The 24,875-nt window shown below is 35.7% G+C and carries 24 protein-coding genes and 1 tRNA gene; 11 read left to right on the top strand and 14 right to left on the bottom strand.

Going from position 1 to position 24,875, the window contains the following annotated elements:
- Positions 1–33: 33 nt before the first annotated feature.
- Positions 34–2,643 carry an ATP-dependent chaperone ClpB gene (gene clpB, locus IGI64_RS06620; protein ID WP_429939949.1) on the top strand — a complete coding sequence of 870 codons (2,610 nt, stop codon included), beginning with the start codon at positions 34–36 and terminating at the stop codon, positions 2,641–2,643.
- A gap of 150 nt (positions 2,644–2,793) precedes the next feature.
- On the opposite strand, the gene IGI64_RS06615 is transcribed toward clpB, so the two are convergent.
- Together IGI64_RS06615 and IGI64_RS06610 are read right to left on the bottom strand one after the other, a co-directional pair.
- Complete coding sequence (locus tag IGI64_RS06615) at positions 2,794–3,483, bottom strand: hypothetical protein (protein ID WP_429939948.1); 690 nt, start codon at positions 3,481–3,483, stop codon at positions 2,794–2,796.
- On the bottom strand, positions 3,476–3,967 hold the full coding sequence (locus tag IGI64_RS06610; protein WP_429939947.1) for a nucleoside 2-deoxyribosyltransferase: 492 nt from the start codon (positions 3,965–3,967) through the stop codon (positions 3,476–3,478). The genes IGI64_RS06615 and IGI64_RS06610 overlap by 8 nt, the downstream gene beginning before the upstream one ends.
- A 173-nt stretch (positions 3,968–4,140) precedes the next feature.
- Here IGI64_RS06610 and lepA point away from each other — a divergent pair, with 173 nt between their 5' ends.
- On the top strand, positions 4,141–5,976 hold the full coding sequence (gene lepA, locus IGI64_RS06605; protein ID WP_429939946.1) for a translation elongation factor 4: 1,836 nt from the start codon (positions 4,141–4,143) through the stop codon (positions 5,974–5,976).
- Positions 5,977–6,069: 93 nt separating this feature from the next.
- Here the strand turns inward: lepA and IGI64_RS06600 are convergent, their stop codons facing one another.
- The 6 genes from IGI64_RS06600 to IGI64_RS06575 all read right to left on the bottom strand — a co-directional run bounded on the left by IGI64_RS06600 (position 6,070) and on the right by IGI64_RS06575 (position 11,164).
- The gene (locus IGI64_RS06600; RefSeq protein WP_429939945.1) at positions 6,070–7,206 is read right to left on the bottom strand and encodes a tyrosine-type recombinase/integrase; all 1,137 of its coding nucleotides are present in this window, start codon (positions 7,204–7,206) and stop codon (positions 6,070–6,072) included.
- Positions 7,207–7,585: 379 nt separating this feature from the next.
- On the bottom strand, positions 7,586–8,509 hold the full coding sequence (locus IGI64_RS06595; RefSeq protein WP_429939944.1) for a DUF6414 family protein: 924 nt from the start codon (positions 8,507–8,509) through the stop codon (positions 7,586–7,588).
- 111 nt (positions 8,510–8,620) lie between these two features.
- Positions 8,621–9,298, bottom strand: coding sequence for a hypothetical protein (locus tag IGI64_RS06590; protein ID WP_429939943.1), 678 nt, complete (start codon positions 9,296–9,298; stop codon positions 8,621–8,623).
- A gap of 71 nt (positions 9,299–9,369) precedes the next feature.
- Positions 9,370–10,329 carry a TerB N-terminal domain-containing protein gene (locus IGI64_RS06585; RefSeq protein ID WP_429939942.1) on the bottom strand — a complete coding sequence of 320 codons (960 nt, stop codon included), beginning with the start codon at positions 10,327–10,329 and terminating at the stop codon, positions 9,370–9,372.
- A gap of 16 nt (positions 10,330–10,345) precedes the next feature.
- Positions 10,346–10,774 carry an ImmA/IrrE family metallo-endopeptidase gene (locus IGI64_RS06580; RefSeq protein WP_429939941.1) on the bottom strand — a complete coding sequence of 143 codons (429 nt, stop codon included), beginning with the start codon at positions 10,772–10,774 and terminating at the stop codon, positions 10,346–10,348.
- A 6-nt stretch (positions 10,775–10,780) separates the two neighbouring features.
- Positions 10,781–11,164 (bottom strand): helix-turn-helix domain-containing protein, encoded by a 384-nt coding sequence (locus IGI64_RS06575; protein ID WP_429939940.1) that lies wholly within the window; start codon positions 11,162–11,164, stop codon positions 10,781–10,783.
- A gap of 139 nt (positions 11,165–11,303) precedes the next feature.
- On the opposite strand from IGI64_RS06575, the gene IGI64_RS06570 reads away from it, so the two are divergent.
- The 6 genes from IGI64_RS06570 (at position 11,304) to IGI64_RS06545 (ending at position 14,379) form a co-directional block, all read left to right on the top strand.
- Positions 11,304–11,558, top strand: coding sequence for a helix-turn-helix domain-containing protein (locus tag IGI64_RS06570; RefSeq protein ID WP_429939939.1), 255 nt, complete (start codon positions 11,304–11,306; stop codon positions 11,556–11,558).
- Complete coding sequence (locus IGI64_RS06565; RefSeq protein ID WP_429939938.1) at positions 11,555–11,812, top strand: hypothetical protein; 258 nt, start codon at positions 11,555–11,557, stop codon at positions 11,810–11,812. Before IGI64_RS06570 ends, IGI64_RS06565 begins: the two co-directional genes overlap by 4 nt.
- Positions 11,813–11,880: 68 nt before the next feature.
- The gene (locus IGI64_RS06560; protein WP_429939937.1) at positions 11,881–12,444 is read left to right on the top strand and encodes a DUF1351 domain-containing protein; all 564 of its coding nucleotides are present in this window, start codon (positions 11,881–11,883) and stop codon (positions 12,442–12,444) included.
- A 160-nt stretch (positions 12,445–12,604) separates the two neighbouring features.
- Positions 12,605–12,678 (top strand) — tRNA-Ile (locus tag IGI64_RS06555).
- An 82-nt stretch (positions 12,679–12,760) separates the two neighbouring features.
- On the top strand, positions 12,761–13,558 hold the full coding sequence (locus IGI64_RS06550) for a HipA family kinase (protein WP_429939936.1): 798 nt from the start codon (positions 12,761–12,763) through the stop codon (positions 13,556–13,558).
- 2 nt (positions 13,559–13,560) lie between these two features.
- Positions 13,561–14,379 (top strand): DUF3037 domain-containing protein, encoded by an 819-nt coding sequence (locus IGI64_RS06545; RefSeq protein ID WP_429939935.1) that lies wholly within the window; start codon positions 13,561–13,563, stop codon positions 14,377–14,379.
- A 24-nt stretch (positions 14,380–14,403) separates the two neighbouring features.
- Here IGI64_RS06545 and IGI64_RS06540 read toward each other — a convergent pair whose 3' ends face one another.
- Positions 14,404–14,589: a hypothetical protein gene (locus tag IGI64_RS06540; protein ID WP_429939934.1), complete on the bottom strand. Its 186-nt coding sequence runs from the start codon at positions 14,587–14,589 to the stop codon at positions 14,404–14,406.
- Positions 14,590–16,704: 2,115 nt separating this feature from the next.
- Here IGI64_RS06540 and IGI64_RS06535 point away from each other — a divergent pair.
- Entirely contained in the window at positions 16,705–17,526 is an 822-nt protein-coding gene (locus IGI64_RS06535) for a glycerophosphodiester phosphodiesterase family protein (protein ID WP_429939932.1), read from the top strand.
- Between the two features lie 105 nt (positions 17,527–17,631).
- Here the strand turns inward: IGI64_RS06535 and IGI64_RS06530 are convergent, their stop codons facing one another.
- From IGI64_RS06530 to IGI64_RS06515, 4 genes are all read right to left on the bottom strand, one after another.
- Positions 17,632–18,366 (bottom strand): hypothetical protein, encoded by a 735-nt coding sequence (locus IGI64_RS06530; RefSeq protein ID WP_429939931.1) that lies wholly within the window; start codon positions 18,364–18,366, stop codon positions 17,632–17,634.
- A gap of 265 nt (positions 18,367–18,631) precedes the next feature.
- The gene (locus IGI64_RS06525) at positions 18,632–18,901 is read right to left on the bottom strand and encodes a hypothetical protein (RefSeq protein WP_429939930.1); all 270 of its coding nucleotides are present in this window, start codon (positions 18,899–18,901) and stop codon (positions 18,632–18,634) included.
- A gap of 141 nt (positions 18,902–19,042) precedes the next feature.
- Positions 19,043–19,744, bottom strand: a complete 702-nt coding sequence (locus IGI64_RS06520; protein ID WP_429939929.1) for a hypothetical protein — start codon at positions 19,742–19,744, stop codon at positions 19,043–19,045.
- A gap of 64 nt (positions 19,745–19,808) precedes the next feature.
- Positions 19,809–20,813 carry a hypothetical protein gene (locus IGI64_RS06515; protein ID WP_429939928.1) on the bottom strand — a complete coding sequence of 335 codons (1,005 nt, stop codon included), beginning with the start codon at positions 20,811–20,813 and terminating at the stop codon, positions 19,809–19,811.
- 447 nt (positions 20,814–21,260) lie between these two features.
- Between IGI64_RS06515 and ald the strand changes: the two genes are divergently transcribed.
- A complete protein-coding gene (gene ald, locus IGI64_RS06510) occupies positions 21,261–22,370 on the top strand; it encodes an alanine dehydrogenase (protein WP_429939927.1) in 1,110 nt (369 codons plus the stop codon).
- Between the two features lie 58 nt (positions 22,371–22,428).
- Here the strand turns inward: ald and IGI64_RS06505 are convergent, their stop codons facing one another.
- Positions 22,429–23,775 carry an amino acid permease gene (locus IGI64_RS06505; protein ID WP_034862626.1) on the bottom strand — a complete coding sequence of 449 codons (1,347 nt, stop codon included), beginning with the start codon at positions 23,773–23,775 and terminating at the stop codon, positions 22,429–22,431.
- A gap of 427 nt (positions 23,776–24,202) precedes the next feature.
- On the opposite strand from IGI64_RS06505, the gene IGI64_RS06500 reads away from it, so the two are divergent.
- Positions 24,203–24,805 carry a YczE/YyaS/YitT family protein gene (locus IGI64_RS06500; protein WP_430596440.1) on the top strand — a complete coding sequence of 201 codons (603 nt, stop codon included), beginning with the start codon at positions 24,203–24,205 and terminating at the stop codon, positions 24,803–24,805.
- The last annotated feature ends 70 nt before the right edge of the window (positions 24,806–24,875 follow it).

Genomic DNA, 24,875 nt, shown 5'->3' with positions numbered 1-24,875 from the left:
TGTTTGACTCTTTTTTACAGGAGGAGACTTTCTATGAATATTGAAAAAATGACAACCACGCTTCAAGAAGCGATTGCCGAAGCACAGCAAATTGCCGTGACTCGAAAACACCAAGAAATCGACATTGCTCATCTTTGGAAAATCTTTTTGCAGCCGAACCACTTTGGCCGCAACTTTTACACTGATGCAGGATTAAATGTCGAAGATTTTGAACATGAAGTTGACCGCATGCTGGATGAATATCCAACAGTAGCTGGGAGCAATGTGCAATATGGGCAGAATCTAAGTCAAAATCTGTTTAGTTTATTAAATGAAGCAGACCAAATCAGACAAAGCTTTGGCGATGAATTTCTTTCAACAGAAGTTGTTTTGCTGGCTTTGATGAAATTGAAAAATTATCGTTTGACAAAATATTTGAACCAACAAGGATTGAACGAAAAAGAACTCCGTCAATCCATCGAAACAATGCGCGGAGGTGAAAAAGTGACATCACAAAACCAAGAAGAACAATACAAAGCATTAGAAAAATACGGCGTTGATCTTGTTCAACAAGTCCGCAGCGGCAAACAAGATCCGATTATCGGAAGAGATGAAGAAATCCGCGACGTGATCCGTATTCTTTCACGTAAAACAAAAAATAATCCTGTGCTGATCGGTGAACCTGGTGTAGGGAAGACAGCAATCATCGAAGGGTTAGCACAACGGATCGTTCGCAAAGATGTACCGGAAAACTTGAAAGATAAAACGATTTTCTCTTTAGACATGGGTGCGTTGATTGCCGGCGCGAAATTCCGCGGCGAATTTGAAGAACGCCTAAAAGCCGTTTTAAAAGAAGTCAAGAAAAGCGATGGCCGCATTATCTTATTTATTGATGAAATCCATAACATCGTAGGCGCTGGCAAAACAGAAGGCAGTATGGATGCCGGAAACTTATTGAAACCAATGCTTGCTCGTGGTGAATTGCATCTGATCGGTGCAACGACATTAGACGAATACCGTCAATATATGGAAAAAGACAAAGCATTAGAACGCCGATTCCAAAAAGTATTAGTCAAAGAACCAACAGTTGAAGATACCATTAGTATTCTTCGTGGACTAAAAGAACGCTTTGAGATCCATCACGGCGTAAATATCCATGATAACGCGCTAGTCGCAGCTGCGACATTATCGGATCGTTATATCACGGACCGTTTTTTACCAGATAAAGCAATTGACCTTGTCGATGAAGCCAGTGCAACGATTCGTGTCGAAATGAATTCGATGCCGACAGAATTAGACCAAGTCACACGTCGTTTGATGCAGTTAGAGATCGAAGAAGCGGCTCTGAAAAAAGAATCCGATGACGCAAGTAAAAAACGTCTGAAAAACCTGCAATCCGAACTAGCTGAACTTCGTGAAGAAGCAAATGCCATGAAGATGCAGTGGGAAACTGAAAAAGAAGAAGTCAACACAGTATCTGAAAAACGGAGCGAGATCGACAAAGCAAAACACGAATTAGAAGACGCAGAAAACAACTATGATCTTGAAAGAGCAGCTGTTCTGCGTCATGGAACAATCCCTAAACTGGAAAAAGAACTGCAAGAATTAGAAGCAAAAGCCAAAGACAGCGACGTTAAAATGGTTCAAGAATCAGTTACTGAAAACGAAATCGCACAAGTCGTCGGTCGTTTGACAGGGATCCCAGTAACCAAACTTGTTGAAGGCGAACGCGAAAAACTGATTAAATTAAACGAAACATTGCATAAACGTGTGATTGGTCAAGATGAAGCAGTGGATGCAGTAAGCGATGCAGTGATTCGTTCCCGTGCGGGACTGCAAGATCCAAATCGCCCACTCGGTTCCTTCTTGTTCCTTGGTCCAACAGGGGTAGGGAAAACAGAATTGGCAAAAGCTTTGGCAGAAAATCTCTTTGATTCTGAAGATCACATGGTCCGTATCGACATGAGTGAGTATATGGAAAAACATGCCGTATCACGTCTTGTTGGAGCTCCTCCAGGCTATGTCGGTTATGAAGAAGGCGGCCAATTGACAGAAGCTGTCCGACGCAATCCTTATACAATCGTTTTGCTCGATGAAATCGAAAAAGCCCATCCAGATGTCTTTAACATTTTATTACAAGTGTTGGATGATGGACGTCTAACAGACTCAAAAGGTCGTCTAGTTGATTTTAAAAATACTGTTTTGATCATGACAAGCAATATTGGCTCTCAATTGTTGTTAGAAGGTGTCACAGCAGAAGGAACGATTCCAGAAGAAGTGGAAGAACAAGTTCGGACGATTTTGAGAGGCAACTTCAAACCAGAATTCTTGAACCGAATCGATGATACGATCCTATTTACTCCACTAAGTCTGGAAAATGTCAAAGGTATCGTCGAAAAAATGATACAACAATTGGCAAAACGTTTAGAACATCAAGATATCCAGCTAGAAATCAGCGATGAAGCTGAAACATGGATTGCAGAGAATGCGTATGAACCAGCTTATGGTGCGCGACCATTGAAACGATTTATCACTAAAGAAGTAGAAACGCCTTTAGCAAAAGAAATCGTTGCAGGACATATCTTGCCAAAATCCAAAGTTAAAATTGAGTTATTTGATAATCAATTAAAATTTGAAACAAGCGAATGGACAGAACCAGAATAAGCTTATTTCACCGTAAGACGATTTTACTCAAATAATCAAATAAACCTTTCCTTTGAGTGTCCAAGTGATGTCAAAGGAAAGGTTTTTGTATTGTTAAAATTAAAAGAGCCTGGCATATTTTACATGCCGGGCTCCATTTTTTGGTACTCTTTATTGGTATTTGATCGTACGATTCTTTTTCCCTTTTTTCAAACGATAGCTTTCAAAGTAAACAGCTTTTTTACGACTTTGCGACCAAGCAAATATTCCCATAATCAATGCGCCGATCGTATTTGTCAGCAAATCGCCCATTGTATCCATCAAGGCAGCACGACCAACAAATAACTCACCAGATGAACTTGCAAAACGTTGTAGATTCATACCTAAGAATTGGTCGCACAAGAATTCCCAGAACTCCCAGAAAACACCGCAAAGACCAGCAAAGGCAAACCCGAAGAGTAAGAATAACCAAGGACTTGTTTTTTCTAGGTCAGCATCCTTTAATAGATAGCCAATCAAACCATAACCTAGTGCAGTCAATACCATTGGACTAACCGCGTGCAAGATTTTGTCCCAGAAGGAAATCAGGCTAATCAAATGAAGTCCTGTTCCCAAGAAAACAGAGATAAATAAGAAAAACCAATAAAATAAAATAATTGCGCTGGGAATCTCGATCCGAAAAACACGCCAGATGATCTGAGGCAAGAAAATCAAAACGATTCCTAGAAGTGATTCGACAATAAATGTTACACCTTGAGTGGTAGAATATTTACCTGTAACAAATTCAAAAATATTATAACCAACAACAAAAATACCGAAAAGAAGTAAAGCAAACTGAACTTTTTTTGTTTCTTTAAACATGTGATTCCTCCAATAGACGTTGATTGATTTCTTCGAACAACGATTCTTCTGAGTCAAAGATATTACCGTTTAATTTGATCAATCCGACAGTATAAAGATTTAAATAATGGAACTGATTTTCTGCTAAATCTTGAAGCGCAGCAAGCTTTTTAGGATGCGTACCGCCTTGCTGACGGGTATCCGTATACAAACCAAGAACTGGGATATTTTTTGCATAAGCGACCCCGATTTCCGAAGCGACGCCAGCATCGATCGTCGGTCCATCCAAAAGGGCGATCATCAAATCGCTCTCCAGCACTTTTTCCGTATCTGCCAAAGCAATCATCTGACTATCTGCATAGGCAGTTTTATCGTTGATCGATTCGTTTTCTTGTGGAAGATAAACCGTTATTTTTGGTGAAAGTTCTCTGATTTTTTTTACAAGCATCTCATTATATAAAAGATCACTTTTCGCAAACATTGGACCAGCAAAATAGATATTCATTTACAACCATCCTTTTCTAAATCGATTATGAAACTATAAAAAACATAGAGAGACAAATCAAGTATAACAAAACTTTCCTAAAAAAACTTCTGCTGGATACTTTAAAATGCTTTAATTTCATGCTTTTGGTTGGTATAATGGAAAGTGCTGATTAACTGAAAAGAGGAGACGCTATGGATATAAATGAAATGAAACAACGCCAAGAGAAGATTCGAAATTTTTCGATCATCGCTCATATCGACCACGGAAAATCAACTTTGGCCGATCGTATTTTGGAAATGACGCACACTGTGACGTCTCGTGAAATGCAAGATCAGCTTTTAGACTCAATGGATTTAGAACGTGAACGCGGCATTACGATCAAGTTGAATGCTGTTGAATTGAACTATACTGCAAAAGATGGAGAAACTTATATCTTCCATTTGATCGATACACCGGGGCACGTCGATTTTACGTATGAAGTGTCAAGAAGTCTTGCTGCCTGTGAAGGTGCTGTTCTTGTCGTGGATGCTGCCCAAGGAATCGAAGCACAAACACTTGCCAATGTTTATTTGGCTTTAGATAACGACCTTGAGATTTTACCTGTTATCAATAAAATCGATTTGCCTGCTGCTGATCCAGAACGCGTCCGTCAAGAAATCGAAGACGTGATCGGGATCGATGCCGAGGAAGCCGTTTTAGCTAGTGCAAAATCTGGTATCGGGATCGAGGACATTTTAGAACAAATCGTTGAATATGTACCTGCCCCAACAGGAGATCTTGATGCACCATTGAAAGCCTTGATCTTTGACTCTGTCTATGACAGCTATCGTGGGGTCGTATTGAATGTCCGTATCACAGACGGCATCGTGAAGCCTGGCGATAAGATCAAACTGATGAGTAACGGAAAAACATTTGACGTGACAGAAGTCGGTGTCTTTTCGCCAAAAGCGATTGCCAGAGACTTCTTGATGGTTGGTGATGTAGGTTATATAACAGCAAGTATTAAAACAGTACAAGACACGCAAGTAGGGGACACAGTAACACTTGCAAACAATCCGGCAGAAGAAGCTTTGCCAGGTTACCGAAAAATGAATCCAATGGTTTATTGCGGTCTTTATCCAATTGATACTTCTCGTTATAATGACTTGCGTGAAGCCTTGGAAAAACTGCAGCTGAATGATGCAGCACTGCAATTTGAACCAGAAACATCCCAAGCTTTAGGATTTGGTTTCCGATGCGGATTCTTAGGATTATTACACATGGACGTTGTACAAGAACGCTTGGAACGCGAATTCAATCTTGAATTGATCACAACAGCGCCGTCCGTTATTTATCATGTGAATAAAACAGATGGAACAATGGTCGTTGTGGACAACCCAGCAGACTTCCCAGAACCAGTAACGATCCAAGACGTGGAAGAACCGTATGTAAAAGCACAGATCATGGTACCAAATGACTTTGTCGGTGCTGTAATGGAACTTGCCCAAAGAAAACGCGGAGACTTCATCACCATGGATTATTTGGATGAATACCGAGTAAATGTTGTGTACAATATTCCTTTATCTGAAATTGTCTTTGACTTCTTCGATAAATTGAAATCCAGCACAAAAGGCTATGCCTCTTTGGACTACGAAATGTCTGATTACCAAAAGAGCAAGCTAGTGAAAATGGATATCTTGCTGAATGCAGAGAAAGTCGATGCACTAAGTTTTATCGTTCACCGAGACTTTGCGTATGAACGCGGGAAAGCCATCGTTGAAAAACTGAAAAAACTAATCCCAAGACAACAATTTGAAGTGCCGATCCAAGCAGCCATCGGTCAAAAAATCGTTGCACGTTCAGACATCAAAGCATTGCGTAAAAACGTATTGGCTAAATGTTACGGCGGAGACGTCTCCCGTAAACGCAAACTTCTTGAAAAACAAAAAGAAGGTAAGAAGCGCATGAAACAAATCGGAAGCGTTGAAGTACCGCAAGAAGCCTTCATGGCAGTCTTGAAAATGGACGAGGACGAACCTAAGAAGTAGCAAGGGTTTGTTTGAAAATACTGAAAAAAATATACCATGTTTACATGGATTTGCCACCGGATTGCCACCGGTGGTTTTTTTCGGTGGCAAAACTTAAGAATTCTTTCTCAGATTCTCCATGATATCGACTGTTTCATTTCTCATCTTATTTGTGACATGAGAATAAGTATCCATCGTAATGGAAATTCTACTATGTCCTAATCGATCAGAGATTTCTTTCATCTTTGCTCCATTTTCTAGAAGAAGGGTAGCATGAGTATGTCTTAAAGAATGGAAATTGAAAGAGATGGACAAGGCATTTGAGACACGTCTTGTATTCCACTTTACAACATTTGGTGTAACTAGTTGCCCGTTTTCCTTTGTGCACACTGCATTTGAATCAGTATAGAATTTCCCGTATTTCATTCGATTTTCTAATTGTTGCTTCTTATGTTTCTTTAGAATTGATAGAAGAGTCTGTCCGATAAAGATCGTTCTATTTGAACTTTTCGTTTTTGGTGTACCATATACCCATTCTTGTTCTTTTTGAACCATTTGCTTTTCTACAGTAATTGTTCCGTTCGAAAAGTCTACATTATCCCAAGTCAATCCACAAACTTCTCCTACACGCATACCGGTGTAAAATCCTATATTAAGTGGAATATAAAAAGGATGGCCTTCAGGAGTAATGGAGAGAATCCGTTCGAAATCATCAATAGTAATAATTTTTAAATCTTTTTTTGTCGTTGGTATATCTTCATACTTAGGTATCTTAACGTATAACATTGGATTTTGTTTCAACAAGCCCCAAGGATAAACAGCCATATTCAAAGCATTTTTTAGGACAGAGTGAGTAATAGTCATTGTCTTTTTTGAATATCCTTTTTTAAATTCATCATTAATAAAATTTTGAAGTAGGGCAGGAGAGAGGCTAGTTAGTTTCTTCTTGCCTAAATAACCATTGATATGATTTTTTATAGTATAACGATAATTTTCGTATGTGTTGAATTTCAAGTTTAATTTGACATATTCTTCCATCCAAAAATCAAGATATTGTTTTACTCGAATATTTGTACCTAAAAAGTATTGTCCAGTTTCATCAATATCAGATAAAACTTTACGTAAAGCAGTTTCAGCTTCTTCTCGAGTGTCTCCGCCAACTTTTTCTACTTTCTTTCTTGAGCCGTCTTCATTGATATCTTCAAAATAATAATACCAGCGTTTTCCACGTTTTCTAACTCCGCCACGCATGTTACATCAACCTTTCTTATTACTAAGTAATTAATACGAAAATATTTAAACTTTTATGATATACACCTTGTGAAGGAGAAGGGTTTCGTATATATCACGCAAAAATACGAACGCATGTTCTTTTGTTGCTGAAAAGAAAAGCCCGAAGGCCATCCTTTTAAATTAATACTTGTTTTAAACTTTCTATGTTCAATATGATATACTTCAATTGAGGTGACTGAATTGTCTATGAGAAATGAATACATAAAAAACAAAAGAAATTTTGAAATAAAAAAAAATAAAAATAAACTTAAATCTCTTCATTTTAAAAATCAATTCCAACAATCAAAAATAAAGGTTGAGGAACAGACAAATAGAGTAGAAGATAGATTGAAACGTTTTAGTCCTGATCGAAATAAATAGCTATTGGGCGAATGTAATAATCTCCCATCTCAATTAAATGGAAACTATCTAAAATTATGTCTGTAAAAATAGCTGGTGCTTGAGAAGCTATAATATCTGTTGGTAACTGTACTCCTGGTTCTGGCACCAATTTTTTATTTCTTTTTGCAATTACAATCCCAATAAGTTTAACTTTTCTTTTTGTTTGAGATAAAAATGTAAGAATTGGGGTATTAATCCTAATATTATTTTTTGCACACATAGATAATGTATTGCCAATTTTAAATAGTATAGTTTCTGGAAATAATACTTCAGAATAACTAGCGAAACGAAGAATATCTCTGAAAGATGCATAAGGATCATTGTTTTCTAACCATTCTTTTATTTCCTTGATTCTTCCTTTATGTTTTATTCTAAGTTGAGGTGTTTTTGTGATTTTTTCAAGTTCTACAAAAGCTTCATCTAATTCTTCTTCAGGTTCGAGTACATTATCCAAATTTTTCTTATCAACGCTTTTTTTTAATTGTTCAAAGTTGAAAACATTGAAATTATCTTGCGTAAAAATAAAGTTTCCATCATTCCAATCAACTGTATCTTCTTTTAGCATTTCTTTTTCTTTTAATTTATCAAACAAAATGTCTAATGAATAATCTGCTAAGGCAGTTTCAACAAGCTCACTATTAGCTACAGAATAAACAGTATTATACTTATCTATTTCTGTTGTTGAATATTCATGACTACCATTTAAAAAGCCAATACCGCCAGATCCCTTTGTGGCATTTGTTATAGTTTCTCCACCTTCTTCCTGGTTAGAATCGGTTGTATTTTGTCCTGTTACCATTTTTGTTAAAACACCTTCATCTAATTGAGCCAAGTAAGAGTTGACCAAATCCATGTCTAAATATACATATTCCTTCATCATTATATTCGTATCCTTTCCGAAAATTTTTAGTGCAATTAGTTAATAACTTCTGTTTCATAAATTAAACAATTTTTTGAAAACAAAAAGAAAAGACTAAAATCCATTCTGCAATTATTTCGAAATGCTTTCTGTATCAATGTCCCATTGCGCATTAGCAAGTTTTGAACCACCAGAAATAATTTTTCCAGAAACTGTAACGCGATCACCCATCTCAAATAGAGAAGTTTGTTTTTTATCAATATTTTTAGCGAAAAATACATAAGGGCGTAAATCATCTGAAAGGTTTGACCATGTTGTTTGATTATATTTATCGTCAGCTATAATAGCGATTCGAGTACTCATTGGTTCGATAACTGTTCCTGTCCAAGTTACTTGAGCATCTGTTAGAGAATCTCTTACTTCACTAGCTTTTCCTTCAGCCTCATACGTATAATACTTATCTGTAAAAGCTGAGAAATCTGGTTTTGAGTTTATAAATGCTTCAAAATCAGAAGTACCTGGATTCTCTGAATTCTCTGTGCTACTCGCTTCTAAAGATGTATCTTCTGAATAATTTTTATTTGTAGAATCATATGTGGATTTATAACTAGATTCAGAATCATCTGTCCCAGTATTATAAGTTTTTTCAAATCCAATTACGCTAAGTACGAAAATAATGACGGAAATAATGACAATCATAATGCTTGTTTTTTTATTTTTCTTTTGGAATAAATTTATTAAAAACCAAGCTAAGCCAACCAGAAAACATATGAGACTAGCAAAAATTCCTACCAAAAATACATTTGACATCTTCTACATGTTCCTCCAACAAAAAAATATTTACTCCCACTTAACGGCAGGTAGTGATAGTCGCCGATAAACTATTGTAAAGCTCTCTTTTGCTTGCGTTCTTCAGCTAATTGTTTTTTTGTCATTTCATGTGTATTTTTTAAAAGGGCATATATTTCAGAGCGAACTACAGTTGATTCTGAAATATCTGGTATCAATATTTTTTTAGGCATATTGATTTTTATTGACATGGCAAGTTCGGAATTAATGTTTACTTTGGTTATTTCTGGATCTAGAGAAATATTTGAAAGTATTAATTGGGTTGTAGGGACTTTTCCTAAATTGTCAGGAATTCTATAGTATTTTGTCTCCCAATTTATTTCCATGATATATTCCATATTATCTTTGAATTTTGAGTATGCTTGTTTAATATACCGCTGATTGTCCCATAGGAAGCTACGAGACATTTTTATGATATCTTGACTCATGAGCTTTCTATCTAGCGAAGCTTTAGCAAGGACAAATAGAGAAGCATTTTTTGTATCTAAATCCATCATTTTGAGGTAATTGCTATCTTTTAATGTTAAAGCTAAATATATAAGAGCGGCATTTGAATAGTAATTAAACGAATTATTTTTGTGAGCTTTCTGTAAAATAATAATTTTTTTGACAGCTTCATCATATTTGTCAGTCATAAGATATCTTTCCAAGCCGTAAAAAAATGTAAAAACATTTCCCATATCTGTTGGTTGAGTTATATCCTTGAGCCAATTTAAATAATTATATCTTTGAGCAGGAGTCATTTGCGAGTAGCTTGGCCAATAATTTAATTTATCGGCGGCTCCTTCTTTTACAGGTAAAGAGAAGGAGATACCAGATGGTTCATCTGAATCACTAGAAATATTCTCTAAAGGTCCATCAAAAAACCATAATAAATCAATGATATCTGATGGAATTCCATTTATTTCTACAGGCAATGTTCGAGTACGTTGCGTTATTTTTTCTGATGCTGTAGTAGTATTTTTCTTTTTGAAAATATCGAAAATTCCCATATTAACCTCCTGAAATTTAAATTAAAAATCTATATGTGCTTTCAGGAAGTCCATAAAGATTTTTGAGTTCTTCAATGTGTTTAGGACGTTGATTAGTATCTTCTTTATAAAGAGAGATGATAAGGTTTGCAGCAAAACAGTTTGCTTCGCTTTCTGATTTACTGCGAGACGTTCTTGTTGATACATAATAACTAGATAAGCCTTTATGAAAAATCGCATGGCCAAGCTCATGAGCACATATATAAAAACGTTCAACAGAATCCTTTAAGTCGTGGTTTAAAAGAATAATTGAACGACCTAGCAACTCTTGGAACTGTCCTTTCGGATTATCTAAAAAAGGTACGTACTTAACTTGTATGCCCATCTTTTCACAAATGACAAAAGGATCAGCGGAATTATATTTCCGCTTTAATTCCCCAACTAGAATGATTGTATCTATCTCCATAATAAATCACTTCTCTTTACTTCTATCTTCTTTTCTAAATTCCCAGAATAAACCAGTGAGTACATCTTTAACTCTTTGTTTTTCTTCATCTGTTAATGTTTCTCCACCATAAGCCATATTAACATTTGATTCTAACATTTTATCGAGTTCAACTAAGTCATCTTCATCTGCCCATTCTGGAATAGTAGATGATTTTTTTTCTTCAAAATAAGAAATAGATACACCAAGCGCAGACGCTAATTTTTTTAGAGTTTCTAAAGTAGGGTCTTTGCGCTCTCCTTTTTCAAATCTTGAAATTTGTGAAGCACTTACTCCTGATTTTATTGCTAATTGGTTTACACCTAGCCCCTTAGAGGTTCTTAGCTTCTTTAATTTTTCTCCAAATTCCATACAAAAACCCCTTTCTTAATTATATGTTATAGCCTATTGGCAATAATTGCAAAAAAAATTGCAAAAAGGCAATAAAAAGTGTTGCCAAAAGACAAAATATGTATTATATTATTGTCATAAGGCAACGGAGGTGAAGGTTATGAAGACATTGCTTAAACAGAATGAGCTTAGCTCTTTAATGCAAGCAAAAGGGGATGATCCATATTCACTTGCTAAAAGAATGAATGTTGCTCCATCAACAGTATACAGAATTTTAAATGGAGACCGAGGAATCGGTGGTGAACTTATCCCGAAATTACTTAAAGCTTTTGAATTATCTGAAAAGGATTTTGATAAGCTTTTTATTTTTAGTGAAACATTGCCAAAAAGCAACAAAAAGGAGACAGCCGAATGATTAAGGACAAACCACAGACAATAAAAGTAGTGATTCATTCAGAATTTTTTAAAATTTATCTCAGTCATTTAACTAAAGCTATTCAGAGAAAATTCAATATTTCCATTGGGATCGAAGACGATCTTTTCACTAAAGAAAAAGGTGGAACATCAGAAATCATGATTCGTTTTCTAGCAAATGATACAGACGCTTCAAATATCCTCAACTATATTACTGAAAAATGGGAATTTTTGGAAACGCCAGTATTTGTCTAACTAAAGTTATTATATACAGCTTTGAGTCGTATATAAACTGACCAGAATAAGAAAAGGAGCAATAAGAAGTGTTAAAACAATCAATTGTTATTCGCGAAACACTAAAAAGAACTATTAGCAAGTATGGAAAAACAAAAAAAGAAATCGCGAAAAGTATTCACGTATCACAGCAGACTTTGAGTGACTGGACATCAGAAAGCAAACCGATGCCCGTCACATTAGAAAATGCGCAAACCCTAACTGATTATTTTAGGGATTCGGATTTTACCTTACAAATAGTTCATGAATTTTTCGGATTATTTAAGTCAATAGACGGCAACCTTGTATTTAAGGAATCAGATTTAGCAGATGCCAAAAAAGCTCGGGCAGAACTCAATAATATTGTCAAACTGATCGATGGAAAAAGAAAAAATGTGAAAGCTAAATACAATGAACCACTGAAAGCCTTCGAATCTACAATCAATGCATATCGAAAAGACATTGAAGATGTATCTCAAAAAATAGATGTACAAGTTAAAGAATTTGAAACTAATCAGAAAAAAGAAAGGGAACAGATTGTCCTTTCTGCTATCGAAAAAATAGTAACAGAAAATGATATTGAACCTTCTCGCATTGAGGTAGATAAAAAATAATGTTCCGTCGCACGAACGATAAAGCAGGAAACACAGCAGGTGGTGCAGTAGATTTTCATTTCAAAGATTTAGCGTTAACAATTCCAAAGCGATAAGCTATAGACACGTTTCAAACAGTATGAGATAATTTTTATGACATCTAGTCCGCTAGGTGTCATTCGTACCCTTAGCTCAGTTGGTCAGAGCAGACGGCTCATAACCGTCCGGTCGTAGGTTCGAGTCCTACAGGGTACATAAACAGAATGTACGTTCCGTATTGTTAATATATATAAACAATACTATAATTTTTTATATATTATTGACAAAATGAAATCAGGTGAGTAAAATACGAAAAGTTGCGAATTACTTGGGAAGAATTCCGAATGGGATAACTCAACCTGTCAAGGTACAGGCCGATGACGGAAAAATATATATAATGAAGTTCATACATAATTTTTGTAGTCCTAAAATTTTATATAATGAGTTAATAGCATATCGACTTGGCAAGTTACTTGACGTGCCGATGCCTAGTTGCAGTTTAGGAGAACTTTCCGAGTCGGTAATATCTAAGGTGCCTCAATTAGTTGACATGAAAGCTGTCGCTGGTACATGTTTTTTAAGTGAATACAAAGTAGGTTCTGTGAAAATTTCTCCTATGATGGCCCGTAATACTGTTAACGGGCAAGATATTTCTAAAATTTTATTTTTTGATCAGATTATATTAAATAATGACAGAGCTAAAAATGATGGGAATTTATTCTATGATAGAAAAGAACGAAAAGTTCTGGCAATCGATCATTCCCATATATTTATAAATGGAGAAATTTGGACTACAGAAGAACTTGAAAATTTGAAAGGGCGGAGTCCGATTGTAGTAGCAAATTTATTGGGAAGAAATTACCGAGCATTTTCTTCACATCTTAGGGGGCATAGTTGTTATAATGTAACAAAAGAAAGACTTGGGCAATTAACAAAAAAAGATGTTCAACAAATATTTCAAGAAATCCCTGAAGATTGGGAAATGACAAAAGAGGAGATAAAGGCTTCTTTTGAATTAATTTGGGAACAATTGAATCAAGCAGAAGGAATTTTTATTAAACTTCAAAACGCTTATTCAAAAAGAAAAGGAGGGTAAAAATGAACGATATAATAAAAATTAATTATTCCATATGTAATTATGTTCCGAGCGTAATTCGTCAAGAATCTGTAATTTTTGGCATAGTTGTTCACTGCCCTTCAGAAGAATATTCTCAGTTTCACAGAACAAAAAATATTAATAGAATTAAGTCTTTTGACGATGAATATGACAAAGATTATATGGATTTAATGAGCGAAACTTTTTCTTATTATTTTAACTATCCTTCGTTAGACGAAGAAGACTATGATATTAATAGATTTGACGATATTAAAAATGATAATTTTATTTCTGAGATAACAAAATACTATGTTAATGAATTTAAATTTTCAGAAGTAAGAGAACTTATGTCTTCGCGAGAAAATTTAAGAAACGATCTCGAAGATTTGATTCGTACGTATTTATATTATGATAGACCTAAAGCAGAAAGGATTACAACACCAGAAGTTAAAAGGTTGTTAAGTAAAGAACTTACACATTTAAAGCTAAAAAAATATGTTAAAAAGCCAGAAATTCAAGATTTAGCAGAAAGAGAAATAGCTGATTTTGAATATAATGATACTTTAATTAAAATACTGAGTTTTGACTATAAAAGGAAAACAGATATTATTGATCAGATTAATAAGCTCCAAATTGATATGATAGATCATCAAGAATATTTTTATTCAAAAAAATTAAAGATAGTGATGGGAAACTCTGAGTTTTATGATCAAAAATTTATGGAATCAGTTTTAAACAAACTGTACCAACTCAACTCAAATATTGAAGTCGTTCCTATTGGCGAATATACTAATAAATTGATTTTTGAAGGTTTAACTTAGGTCGTCTTAATAAAACCTCGCTCATTAATCCTGGGCGAGGTCTTTTTTACGTTCTGCAATCAATTGTTCCAGCTCCTCTAAATCATCAATAGTTGCCTGATTCCTAATGAACGATCGAGAGCGTGAACGATTGCTAAGATATTTAGCATGTTCCTTATTTTTTTCTTGCCATTTCTTGTTGGCTTCAGTTTGCTTATTTTTTTCGGACATTTTGATTTCTCCTTTTTTCAACTTGTGTCAAAGCACCGACGACTAGCAGAATAATAAAGTAGGTCAGCCAGTTGATAATGTTGAATATCATCAATCCTAGCCCGATAAAAACAACTAGCATCAAAACGATAAGATATGCTTTTCTTTTCATAATTGACGTGATAAACTGATGGAAAGGGAGAGAAGCCTTTCGGCTCTCTCGTCAGTCGTCGTTATCATCTTTTAGTAATTCTTTGAGTATCTTAGCAGATTGAAGAATTCCTAAAACGATAGCGACGGCTTTTCCTATTTCATCAAGTCTCACACATTTCACCTCCTCCTTAACTATATTTATATCATACTATGCATAGTATAAAAAGTCAATGCTTTTGCTAAGAATAAATCAAAAAAAGTTAAAATATTTATGTTGCGTTCGCCATATTTCCGCCTTAATAAAAAATATTAATAAGTCTTTCTAAGCATCCGATAGTTTCAATTAATAAAGAACAATCGTATGAAAACATTTATATGAAAGTATTTATAGATACATATTAAACCTCATAAGACTTTGTGAATAACAAAATTATACAAGAAGCCTTCATGGCCGTTCTGAAAATGGACGAGGATGAACCTAAGAAATAGGAAGGGTTCTAGAGTTTGGACTAGACCAATATAAAACTATTTTCCCACATTTTTCCCACAAAAAAATAAAAAGTCTCTGTTAACGTCTTTGGATAGATATTAACAGGGACTTTTTATTTTTTTGAATATAAACATCCATTTTTAAATACTTATGGAATAAATAACTAAAAATAAAAAAACAGGTACTAACTAGTACTTATCACTTATCCTTAAGATATTTATTTACTAAATTTGAAATAGTGGTTGAGAATAAAACAAATAAGAGCCCAAGAATAGTTAAAAAGAAATTGAAATCAAAAAATAGTGCATTTGCTACAATAATAATTACGCCCAGGTAAAGAAAAGTCCTAGAGGTAATATTTTTGATGATCATACATTATTGCTCCTTTCAATTGTTATTCTAAGCAATTTTTGCATACTTAACACATACAATAATTATAACGCAAATAAAAAAATTTGTAGTATCTATGCAAATATAGATTAAATAAAAAACAGCAAGCCATCTCTGACTTGCTGTTCGTGACAAAATAGATTTGCCCCTGCCAAGGTAATTTCTATTATAACATAGGAGAAAATCAGAATGCTAAGAGAAATTGAATTGATTTTGATCTTTTGAAGTGTTATTTCTTAGAAAAATACCGCAGAACGAAAATGAAAAAGATAATCGATAAAAATAAGCCTAAAATATAGTAGCCCAACATCAATAGAGGTTGAAAAAGTGTGTGTCCGATTATTTTTGCTATAAAAAATGCTGTTGGACAGAAAGAAAGGAATAAAATGATTGTCTTTCTGGAACGTTTGACAAAGTAAAAAAAAGAAAGAATGCCAAAACACACTGGTATCCAAAATAAAAGAATGCTAAATGTAATCACCGTATTACCTCCTGATTCCTCTTTTGTGAAAATGATAACATGTTATATATGCATAGCAAAGAGAATTTTGAAGCAAAACAAATGAGAACCAGCTCACTTATTCAAGGAAACTTATCTTTTTTCTTCTTTGTACGGCTAAAATACCGCAAACAGGTAATCAAAATTATCAACGAGATAAAAAGTCCCAGTAAATATAAAACAAATAAGTGAAGTGGATTAGTGTATGTATAATTACACGTCTTGACGGCGAAAAAAATCGTAGGAACAGAAGCTGCGGCAATCGTCAAACGCTCTTTGTTCCAATTCGTATGTAAAAGAAAATAGAGTGTACCTGCAAAAACCGGAATCCAAAAAATAATCAAACTGAGAATAAACACGTAAATCCCCCACAGTAATTATTCGTTTATTTTTTCGAGGTTATTTTACCAATTTTTCTGAAAAAAATCATGTAATTTTTTAAAATTAAGAACGAAAATTTGACTAAAAATATTAAAACAATCGTTATTTACGAAACGAAGATAACTCCCTATACATTTTGAGTTTCTTATGGAAGACAAATTTATCTTTTTTGTTTCTTTTCCCTTTGTTATAATTTAACTAGCAAATTGAATGGAGGAAGCTTGTGAAGAAGATTGTAGAGTTAGTTGGTTTAACGGCAATTGTTTTTTTATTTTCCGCCTGCACGGGCAAACAAGAGCAAGTTCAAGGATTCAACTGGCTAAAAAACGAAGAAACTATTTTATCCGCACACCGAGGAGCCCATACCGCAGCGCCTGAAAATACACTGGAGGCGATGGAAGCGGCGATTGATATGAATTATGGAGCTGTCGAAATCGATCCGCGCATGAGCAGCGATGGAAAAATTTATCTTATGCATGATGATACAGTAGATCGAACAACTGATGGGACAGGCCCCTTAGAGAAAATGCCATCGAAACAAATCGAGAATCTTAAAATCGAACCCACAGATTATCCTAAGTTTTCAAATAAAACAGTAAAAGTTCCCACTTTCGACGAAGCAGTGAAGGTTACTTCTAAAAGTGATCTTATCTTGAACGTGGACGGGTCAAAAGGAGACTGGACAGATGAAGAATTTGTGGATAATATCGTTAATACAGTGAAGTCGCATGATATGTTTGAACAAACATTTTTTGTATTAAGTGATGAGAAAGAACGCGAATTTTTCAATAAGCTATATCCAGAAGCCTGTGTTTCGTGGTTGTTTGATTCAAGCAGTACGATTGAGAAAGAAATTGAAAAGGCAAAGGCTTATAAACACGCTATGCTTTCTGTTTCGAATGATTTTGCGACAAAAGAAGTGATAGAAAAGTTGAATAAATCCAAAGTCTATTATCAAGTCTACTCTGTCAACAACCAAGACAGATATGATGAATTAAAATCTTGGCATGCAAAAATGATTGAAACAGATACAATCACTCCTTAAAAACCGCTGACTCAGCGGTTTTTTATTTTTGGGGAATAAAATCACTCCTAATTGCAAGAGACATCCTCAGCAACTAAAAAAACCAGCTTTACGCTGGTTTAAGAATCAATTATCGATTTTCATCACATCGATGAGCTGCTTGACATCTTCTGGATTTCCAGTAGGGATACTGATTACCGTAGCTTCGTCGATTATTTTTTGAGTCTTTTCTTGAACGAGTTCAGGATGATCAGATGTTTCATCGTGCTGCCAGTGTGAAGGGACATTGTATTGAGTAATTGTGCCGTTATGATTGCTGGAGTAGACAACTAAACCTTGAAAACTAATGGCTCCGCTAAGTGTCACAGTTTCAGTAGGAAAAGCTGCACTACCTGCATCATAAGGATCAACTGGTGTGCCCGCTGGAGATTTTGTGACATGGAGCTCGAAACCAGTATCTGGATCAGTAAGCCATTGTTTGTATTGCGTGCCCATTACAGCTAACCAAACTCTCGCATATTCGATTTGCAGATCAGAATAATTACTTAATAAATCCGTTGAGCTATCTGCTGGTTGCATTGATTGTGTACTTGATGTTTCGCTTGTAGGAGCTGAAGTCTCACTACTGCTTGTTGTCTGTGCAGATGATTGAACAGCAGAAGAGGAAGTGGTTTGCGCCTCTGTTTTGCTGCTTTGGGTAGTTTCGCTTGATTTATTCGTAGACGTGCTGTCTGTTGCTTTTTTACTGGAAGAACTGCTTTGAGCAACCGTTGATTCAGCTGTTGATTGACTAGTATTTTCCTGATTGCAGCCAGCGATAAAAAATGCAACAGGGAGTAAAAGGAGTATTAATTTTTTCATGAAATCGACCTCTTTTCATTTTTATATTATTTTTAGTTAAAGGACCTTACCACAAAAACTGTGTGAATATTCATATTGAAAAACAAATAACAAATACAAAAGAGTATAAATAACTAAGTTTTCTTTTAAAATAATTTTACCTCTTTACAATTGAAAAGGGAAGTGAAAGCCATAAAACGGCAATTACTGATGAAAAATGGAAAATCAACACAAAACAGCTGACATAAAAACCCGTTGTTACTTGTTTTTACGCCAGCTGTTTCCTCTATATTTTCTTTTTCGGATACATACTTTTTTCAAATTCTACGATGATTTTTGTCTTCCCTGTCACGTGATAATCACGGACAACAAATTGTTTACGGTCATTATAGTTGCCCAGAACAGTTATCTTCATACCTTCGTCGACTTCTGCTAAAAAATTCAAACTATGGCCAGCAATCAAACAATTTATACCATCTAAGCTAAAACGAAGCAAAGGACGTACGCCAAGCTGCAGTAATCGGATCTTGCTGACTGTTCCATATTTTCTTTCCATGATCATCACCTCATAACCATTATACGAATGTATGTTCGGTTTTGTAAAGCGAACAGTTTGTAAAGTTTTTATTTGGATAGAAGAGGAGACCGCAAAAAACTGCTGAAAATAGTTAACCATTTTCAGCAGAATTCTCAGAAATCAATCGTTGATTCCATATTTTGTATATCCCGTTTGTAATTCACCAGACGTTTTCATCTCTCTGGGCGTACTGCGTAGTGCTTCTTCCGCGGACATTCCTTCCATTTGTATTTTATAAGCAACAGGTGTCATCCCATACTGATTGATGAATTCTGTTAACGTTGCTGGTTCTGAAGTTTCAGCTGTCTGTTCTTCCGAAGATGACGCCTCTTGATAAGAATCTGATCGGCCATCTGCATAAGCAAGAGCTGCTTCTTGACTAGCGCCATTATTGATTGCTTCCCAATAACGATCTTGAGCTGCTTGCTCGTTTTCTGCGTTACCCGGTTGAGGGTCGGCAGAGGATGTGGAAGAATCAGCCGTTTCTTGCGTTTGTGTATTTTTCAGGTCGTCTAACTTCGTCCGAATTGCCTTCAATCTGCTGGTTAACTCGATGACTTTATAAGGAACAACATCCAACGCTTTTTCAGCAGATAGATAGTTTTCTTCAGTAGGTGTTTCTTCTGCGTGACTTAATGCAGTATCAGCCGCTGCTGTTTTTTCTTTTATGTCTGTGTAGGTTGGAACCACTTGCTTTTTGATTTTTGTGAGAATAACATTTTTATTATTTGATGATGAATCATTCTCCGTTTGCTGATTTGATGAACACGCAGAAAGGAGCATAATCATCCCAAGTGTTAAAAAAATTGCTGCCTTTTTCATAATTTCCTCCGTTTTATAAATAAGCAGAACCAAAGAGTACCCGCTCTTTGGTTCATTGTGTATATTATTGAAGTTTGAAGAAGACACCTGGGTCCAAATCGGTAAATTCAACCAACGTATCATCACCAGTTGGCACAAGTAAAGCGACTTTTCCTGTTTGTTCGCCGCCTTCATAGATGTCTTTATAGCCAAATTCTTCGCCATCACCTAACGTACCGTAATCCTCTTGGGAAACTTCTTCACCGGATGAACTGATTGGTGTAAAGCTGTTGCTTATATAATAAGGTTCGTCTTGGCTTCCTTTGTTAAGTTTTAAAGTAACATCGAATACGACCCATTCTTTTCCTTCTGGAGCAGCTTCATTGAACTGATTCGCATTCAGCAGATAATTATAAGCATCTGCTCCACGCATAACATTAGAAATCGTCATAGAAACATTCGCTGGGATAGTGTCAGAATCACCATAATATTCTGTATCAAAAGTAACGGTTGTTCCTAGTGGTACTGGATTTGATCGCTTGCCAATTGTAAGTTCTTCACTTGAAGATTCTGTTGTTTCTAGGCTGCTTTCTTCACTTGAGTCGATATCTTCCGCTAGAACAGAGGAGCTGCTTTCCTCGCTGCTCTCTGCTTGTTTTGGACGTTCTTCAGCCGGTGTCAATGTTAGTGAATGGCTAGCATCATCTTTTGCCTCAAAAATGATATTATCACCATCTTTTTTGACTGTAAACGAATCATCTAAATCCAGATCTTCACTTTTCAAGTGGATCGTGTCGTCTTTTAATGTATAATCTGCTGTAAACGTCATTGCCTCAACAAATTGTTTACCAAGCTCTTCTCCCAATTGTTCCCACTCATCGGATGCTGTTGTTCCAGTTTCTTCAATCTCAGGCTGCATAAGCATTTGATCATCTGTAAAATGAGTATTCAACGTCATTTTCATTCCGTCTTCATCCATTTTGATATCCCAATAATTCTTTTTCAGGTCGTCCTGTGTGACCTTATTGCCGCAAGCAGCGAAAAGTAAAACTGAAACTAAAATAACTCCTAACCCTAAAATCTTTTTCATTTTTTCCTCCGCAAAAAAATATTTACTCCCACTTAATGGCAGGTAGTGATAGTTGCCAGTTTTTTGGAGTTATGAGTTAGGGAGAGAAAAGGATACAAAAATCAAGTAATCATGATTTTTTAAAATAAAAAACAGTGTTTCAATAAATTACTAATTGATTTATTATTTTTGTTATGTGTTAGTGATTCTGTTGAATATTCTAGCATAAAGCGTATACATAGAATAGTTTTTTTTCGCCAGATTAAAAATAACGTTTGTTAGAAAAATATTTGTTTATTATTTTTTCTCCAGAATTTAAAGAATAAAAATGGTTTATGGTTTAGCTTTTGTAATCGCTATCTATAAAGTATACTTAAAGTAGCAAGAAGATGCTTTCTGTTTTTTATATGCAAGGAATGATTGAAGAGCTGTGTTGATGTTTTTATTCAAACAGGAAGGAAGATGGCTATGAAAATCGGTATTCCAAAAGAAATCAAGAGTAATGAAAATCGGGTGGCGTTACCGCCTGCAGGTGTCCTTGATTTAATAAAAAACGGTCATGAAGTGTTGGTTGAAAAAGGGGCCGGAGCTGGGGCAATGTTTTCTGATAAAGCTTATGAAGACGCAGGAGCCGCTCTTACAGAAAATCCAGCGAAAGTATGGCAAAGTGAACTGGTAATCAAGGTGAAAGAACCCTTGCCAGAAGAATATCATTACTTTTATGAAGGGTTGATTTTGTTCACTTATCTGCATATTGCAGCCAATAAACCGTTAGCTGAAGCTTTGACAAGGGAAAAAGTGACAGCAATCGCCTATGAAAATGTTCAATTGGCCGATGGAAAGCTGCCATTGTTAACACCAATGAGTGAGATTGCTGGAAGAATGGCCGCACAGCTTGGCGCGCACTACTTGGAAAAAATAAATGGCGGAAAAGGGATTTTATTGTCAGGTGTTCCAGGTGTCAAAAAAGGGAACGTTGTGATCATCGGAGGAGGAATTGCTGGAACCAATGCTGCAAAAGCCGCTTTTGGCCTGGGAGCAAATGTTACATTACTGGATGTATCGATACCGCGTTTACAAGAATTAGAAGACCAATTTGATGGAAAAATACAGACGTTATTTTCAAATCGATACAATTTGCAGGAAACGATCAAGTATGCCGATCTTTTGATTGGTGCTGTATTGATGCCAGGGAAAAAAGCCCCTCGTTTAGTCGATCGCAACATGGTCCAAACGATGCCGGCAGGAGGAGTAATCATTGATATTGCTATCGATCAAGGTGGGATCTTCGAAACAGGAGAACGGACAACCTCACACGATGATCCAGTCTATGTTGAAGAGGAAATCCTTCACTACGCAGTACCGAATATGCCGGGAGCTGTTCCGCAAACAGCAACCGTTGCGCTAAGCAATGCAACTCTTCCATATATCAAACAACTGGCAGACCAGCAATTATCGGCTTTGATAGAAAACCAAGCATTGGCAAAAGGAGTCAATACTTACAAGGGTTATTTGACGTTGAAAGAAGCTGCAGAAGATTTGGAAATGGAATACAAAACACTGGAAGAAATCAACTGATTGTTTTTCCAGAGCGAACAAAAAACCTGAAACAGCTACGGCCGTTCCAGGTTTTTTGTTATGCAGAAAATTCATCACTGATTTGACTATCAACAGCAGGTTTCTTGTAAAAGAAATAACCTAGTAAGCTGACGCCAAGACAGAAGGCGAAAAATAATAGACTGAACCATGGTGAAGTAATAAATGAACCGAAAAGAATGATCGAGCTGCCCATCATCCCGAAAATCGGTGAAACCAAACCATAGAATTTACTCGTAATCGTTTTGTTTTTATATAAAGTGATCACACGAGCGTAAAGCAATACATAACAAGCATAGCTGAACGTAATAGCAAGTTCACTGATATCTCCACCCTGGAAGAAATCGAATCTCACAGCAAGATAATGGATTGCCATCCAGAATAAGCAGATGCCGTAAGAAAGCATAACATTGCTTGTTTTAGATGCTTGTTTCTTTGTTTTAGGGAGCATGTTTTTCATTCTCAATACTTCAGGCATTTTTAATGCACCGATCGTCATGCCGTTGCAGACGCCCAAGATAGAGATCAAAACAAAGATCAAGATGATTTGTCCGCCTAAATTCCCGAAGATTCTTTCTCCAATAGCGAAAATCGAATTTTGACCATATTCAAGAACGGCATTTACGCCCAGAAATTCTGTCAGGCCAATAAAGTAAAGGATATAAACGAAGAAGACGATCAATGGACCGATAATCAGCGCTTTCGGAATGTTTTTCTTCGGCTTATCGACATCTGAAGAGATATTCAAGATAACTGTCCAGCCATCGTAAGAAAAAGCGACAGAACCTAAAGCGGCCAGCCAGCCGAAACGCCCAACATTCGCAAATTCCGGCGTTGTATGTACCACTGCTTCAGTATCAACATTCATTGTTACGATTCCTAAGACTGCAACGAAAATAAGAGGGATCAGCTTTACGAATGTACTGAATTTTTGAAATCTTGCACCAAGGATCATTGAAAGGTGATTCATGACATGGAAAAAAGTTAAATAAAAAATAGCAATAATGATTTGAAGCTCTAATGTCCCTTCATAACCTAAAAGCTGCAAAGTATAGATGCCAGCTACCCAAGATACAATGACATTGATCGTTGGAAGATATAGAAAGAATTGGAACCAAGCAAAAGCCGTGCCCATTTTTCCTGAATAAAATTCTTCAAAATACCCAACAAGACCACCCGATTTTTTCGCACGTGTCGACAGCTGCGAAAGTGTCAAACTTCCGAAGATGATACTGAACGCCCCGATGAAAAAAAGCAGGATACCAATAAGCACGTTCCCTTGTGCATCCCTTAGTACGTTATCCGCTTTAAAGAAGATACCAGATCCGATACAGATCCCTACGATCATTGAGATAGTAGTAAGCAAATCAAATTTCTTTTCGACCATAAACACACATCCTTTATCCTTGTATAGTTGCTTTCCAAAACGAGTTCCTGCAAATAGCACGCGGCTATTTTCCACACCGCCGAAATTAGAGTTGGAAATATTATAATTATACCAGCTAAAACATCGTTATGTTTTTCAGAATTTTCGTCGCTGTGTGATAAAAAAGTTAGTGCATATGTTTTTTGATTTTTTACGTTTTATGCTTATGCTCAACGTTGCAAAAGAAGGTTTGTTCCAATCGGGGTGACATTTGTTATTTAAAATTTGCCAGAAAAGTTATTTTAAAATCCGAAAAACCGAAATAATTCAAGAGTTATTTTTTCTTAGGGCGGTGAAATAATAGTTAAAAAAGAAAGCGATAAACCAGTATAATTAATAGGAGACAAACTGTTTCTTCATAAAAGGAACAGTAGTTGATTTTATTCGTATGGAGGAATTTGGATTGGGGATCACAAAGAAGTTAGCTCAAGTTATTTTAGGAACATTTATGATTGCGTTGTCAATCAGTTTGTTAATAACTGCACATGAAGGATACGATACAATCAGTACATTTTTACTAGGGATTTTAAATATTTGGCCGATACCGTTTTGGGTAGCGAGTCTTAGTTTTAATGTCATTGTGCTGATTATTGTCTTTTTGATCAATAAAAGTATACTAGGGATGGGCAGCATCATTAATGGAATTGGATTAGCACTTATGATCGGCTTTTTAGAACCGATATTTATAGAGATCTCAATCAGAAGCGATATTTATCATATTTTTGCTCTTATCTTAGCACCACTGTTATTTGGGGTCGGAGCGGCTGTATACGTTGCAGCTGATCAAGGAGCCGCAGCGCTTGAAGCGTTGACGAGTGTGATTTATGAGAAAACTGGTTTTAAACTGAAGATGATTCGGATCGCTTTAGACGCATTGTTTGTCTTAGTTGGACTTTTACTAGGGGCAAGTATTGGTATCGGTACACTGTTATGTGTTATCTGTATCGGTCCTATTTTTGAGTTTACTTTAAAAAAACTGAAAACTAATTAAAAAAATATTAAGAGTGGGATATCTGAGAAAAAGGCACTGCTGGTCTCGAATCTACTTTTGAATCGCCGAA

It is taken from the genome of Enterococcus sp. DIV0210g, assembly GCF_050559705.1.
In the GTDB taxonomy this organism is placed as follows: Bacteria; Bacillota; Bacilli; order Lactobacillales; family Enterococcaceae; genus Enterococcus_B; species Enterococcus_B faecalis_A.
Note: the sequence above shows the minus strand (reverse complement) of the source record. Positions and strands in the feature narration are given on the sequence as shown.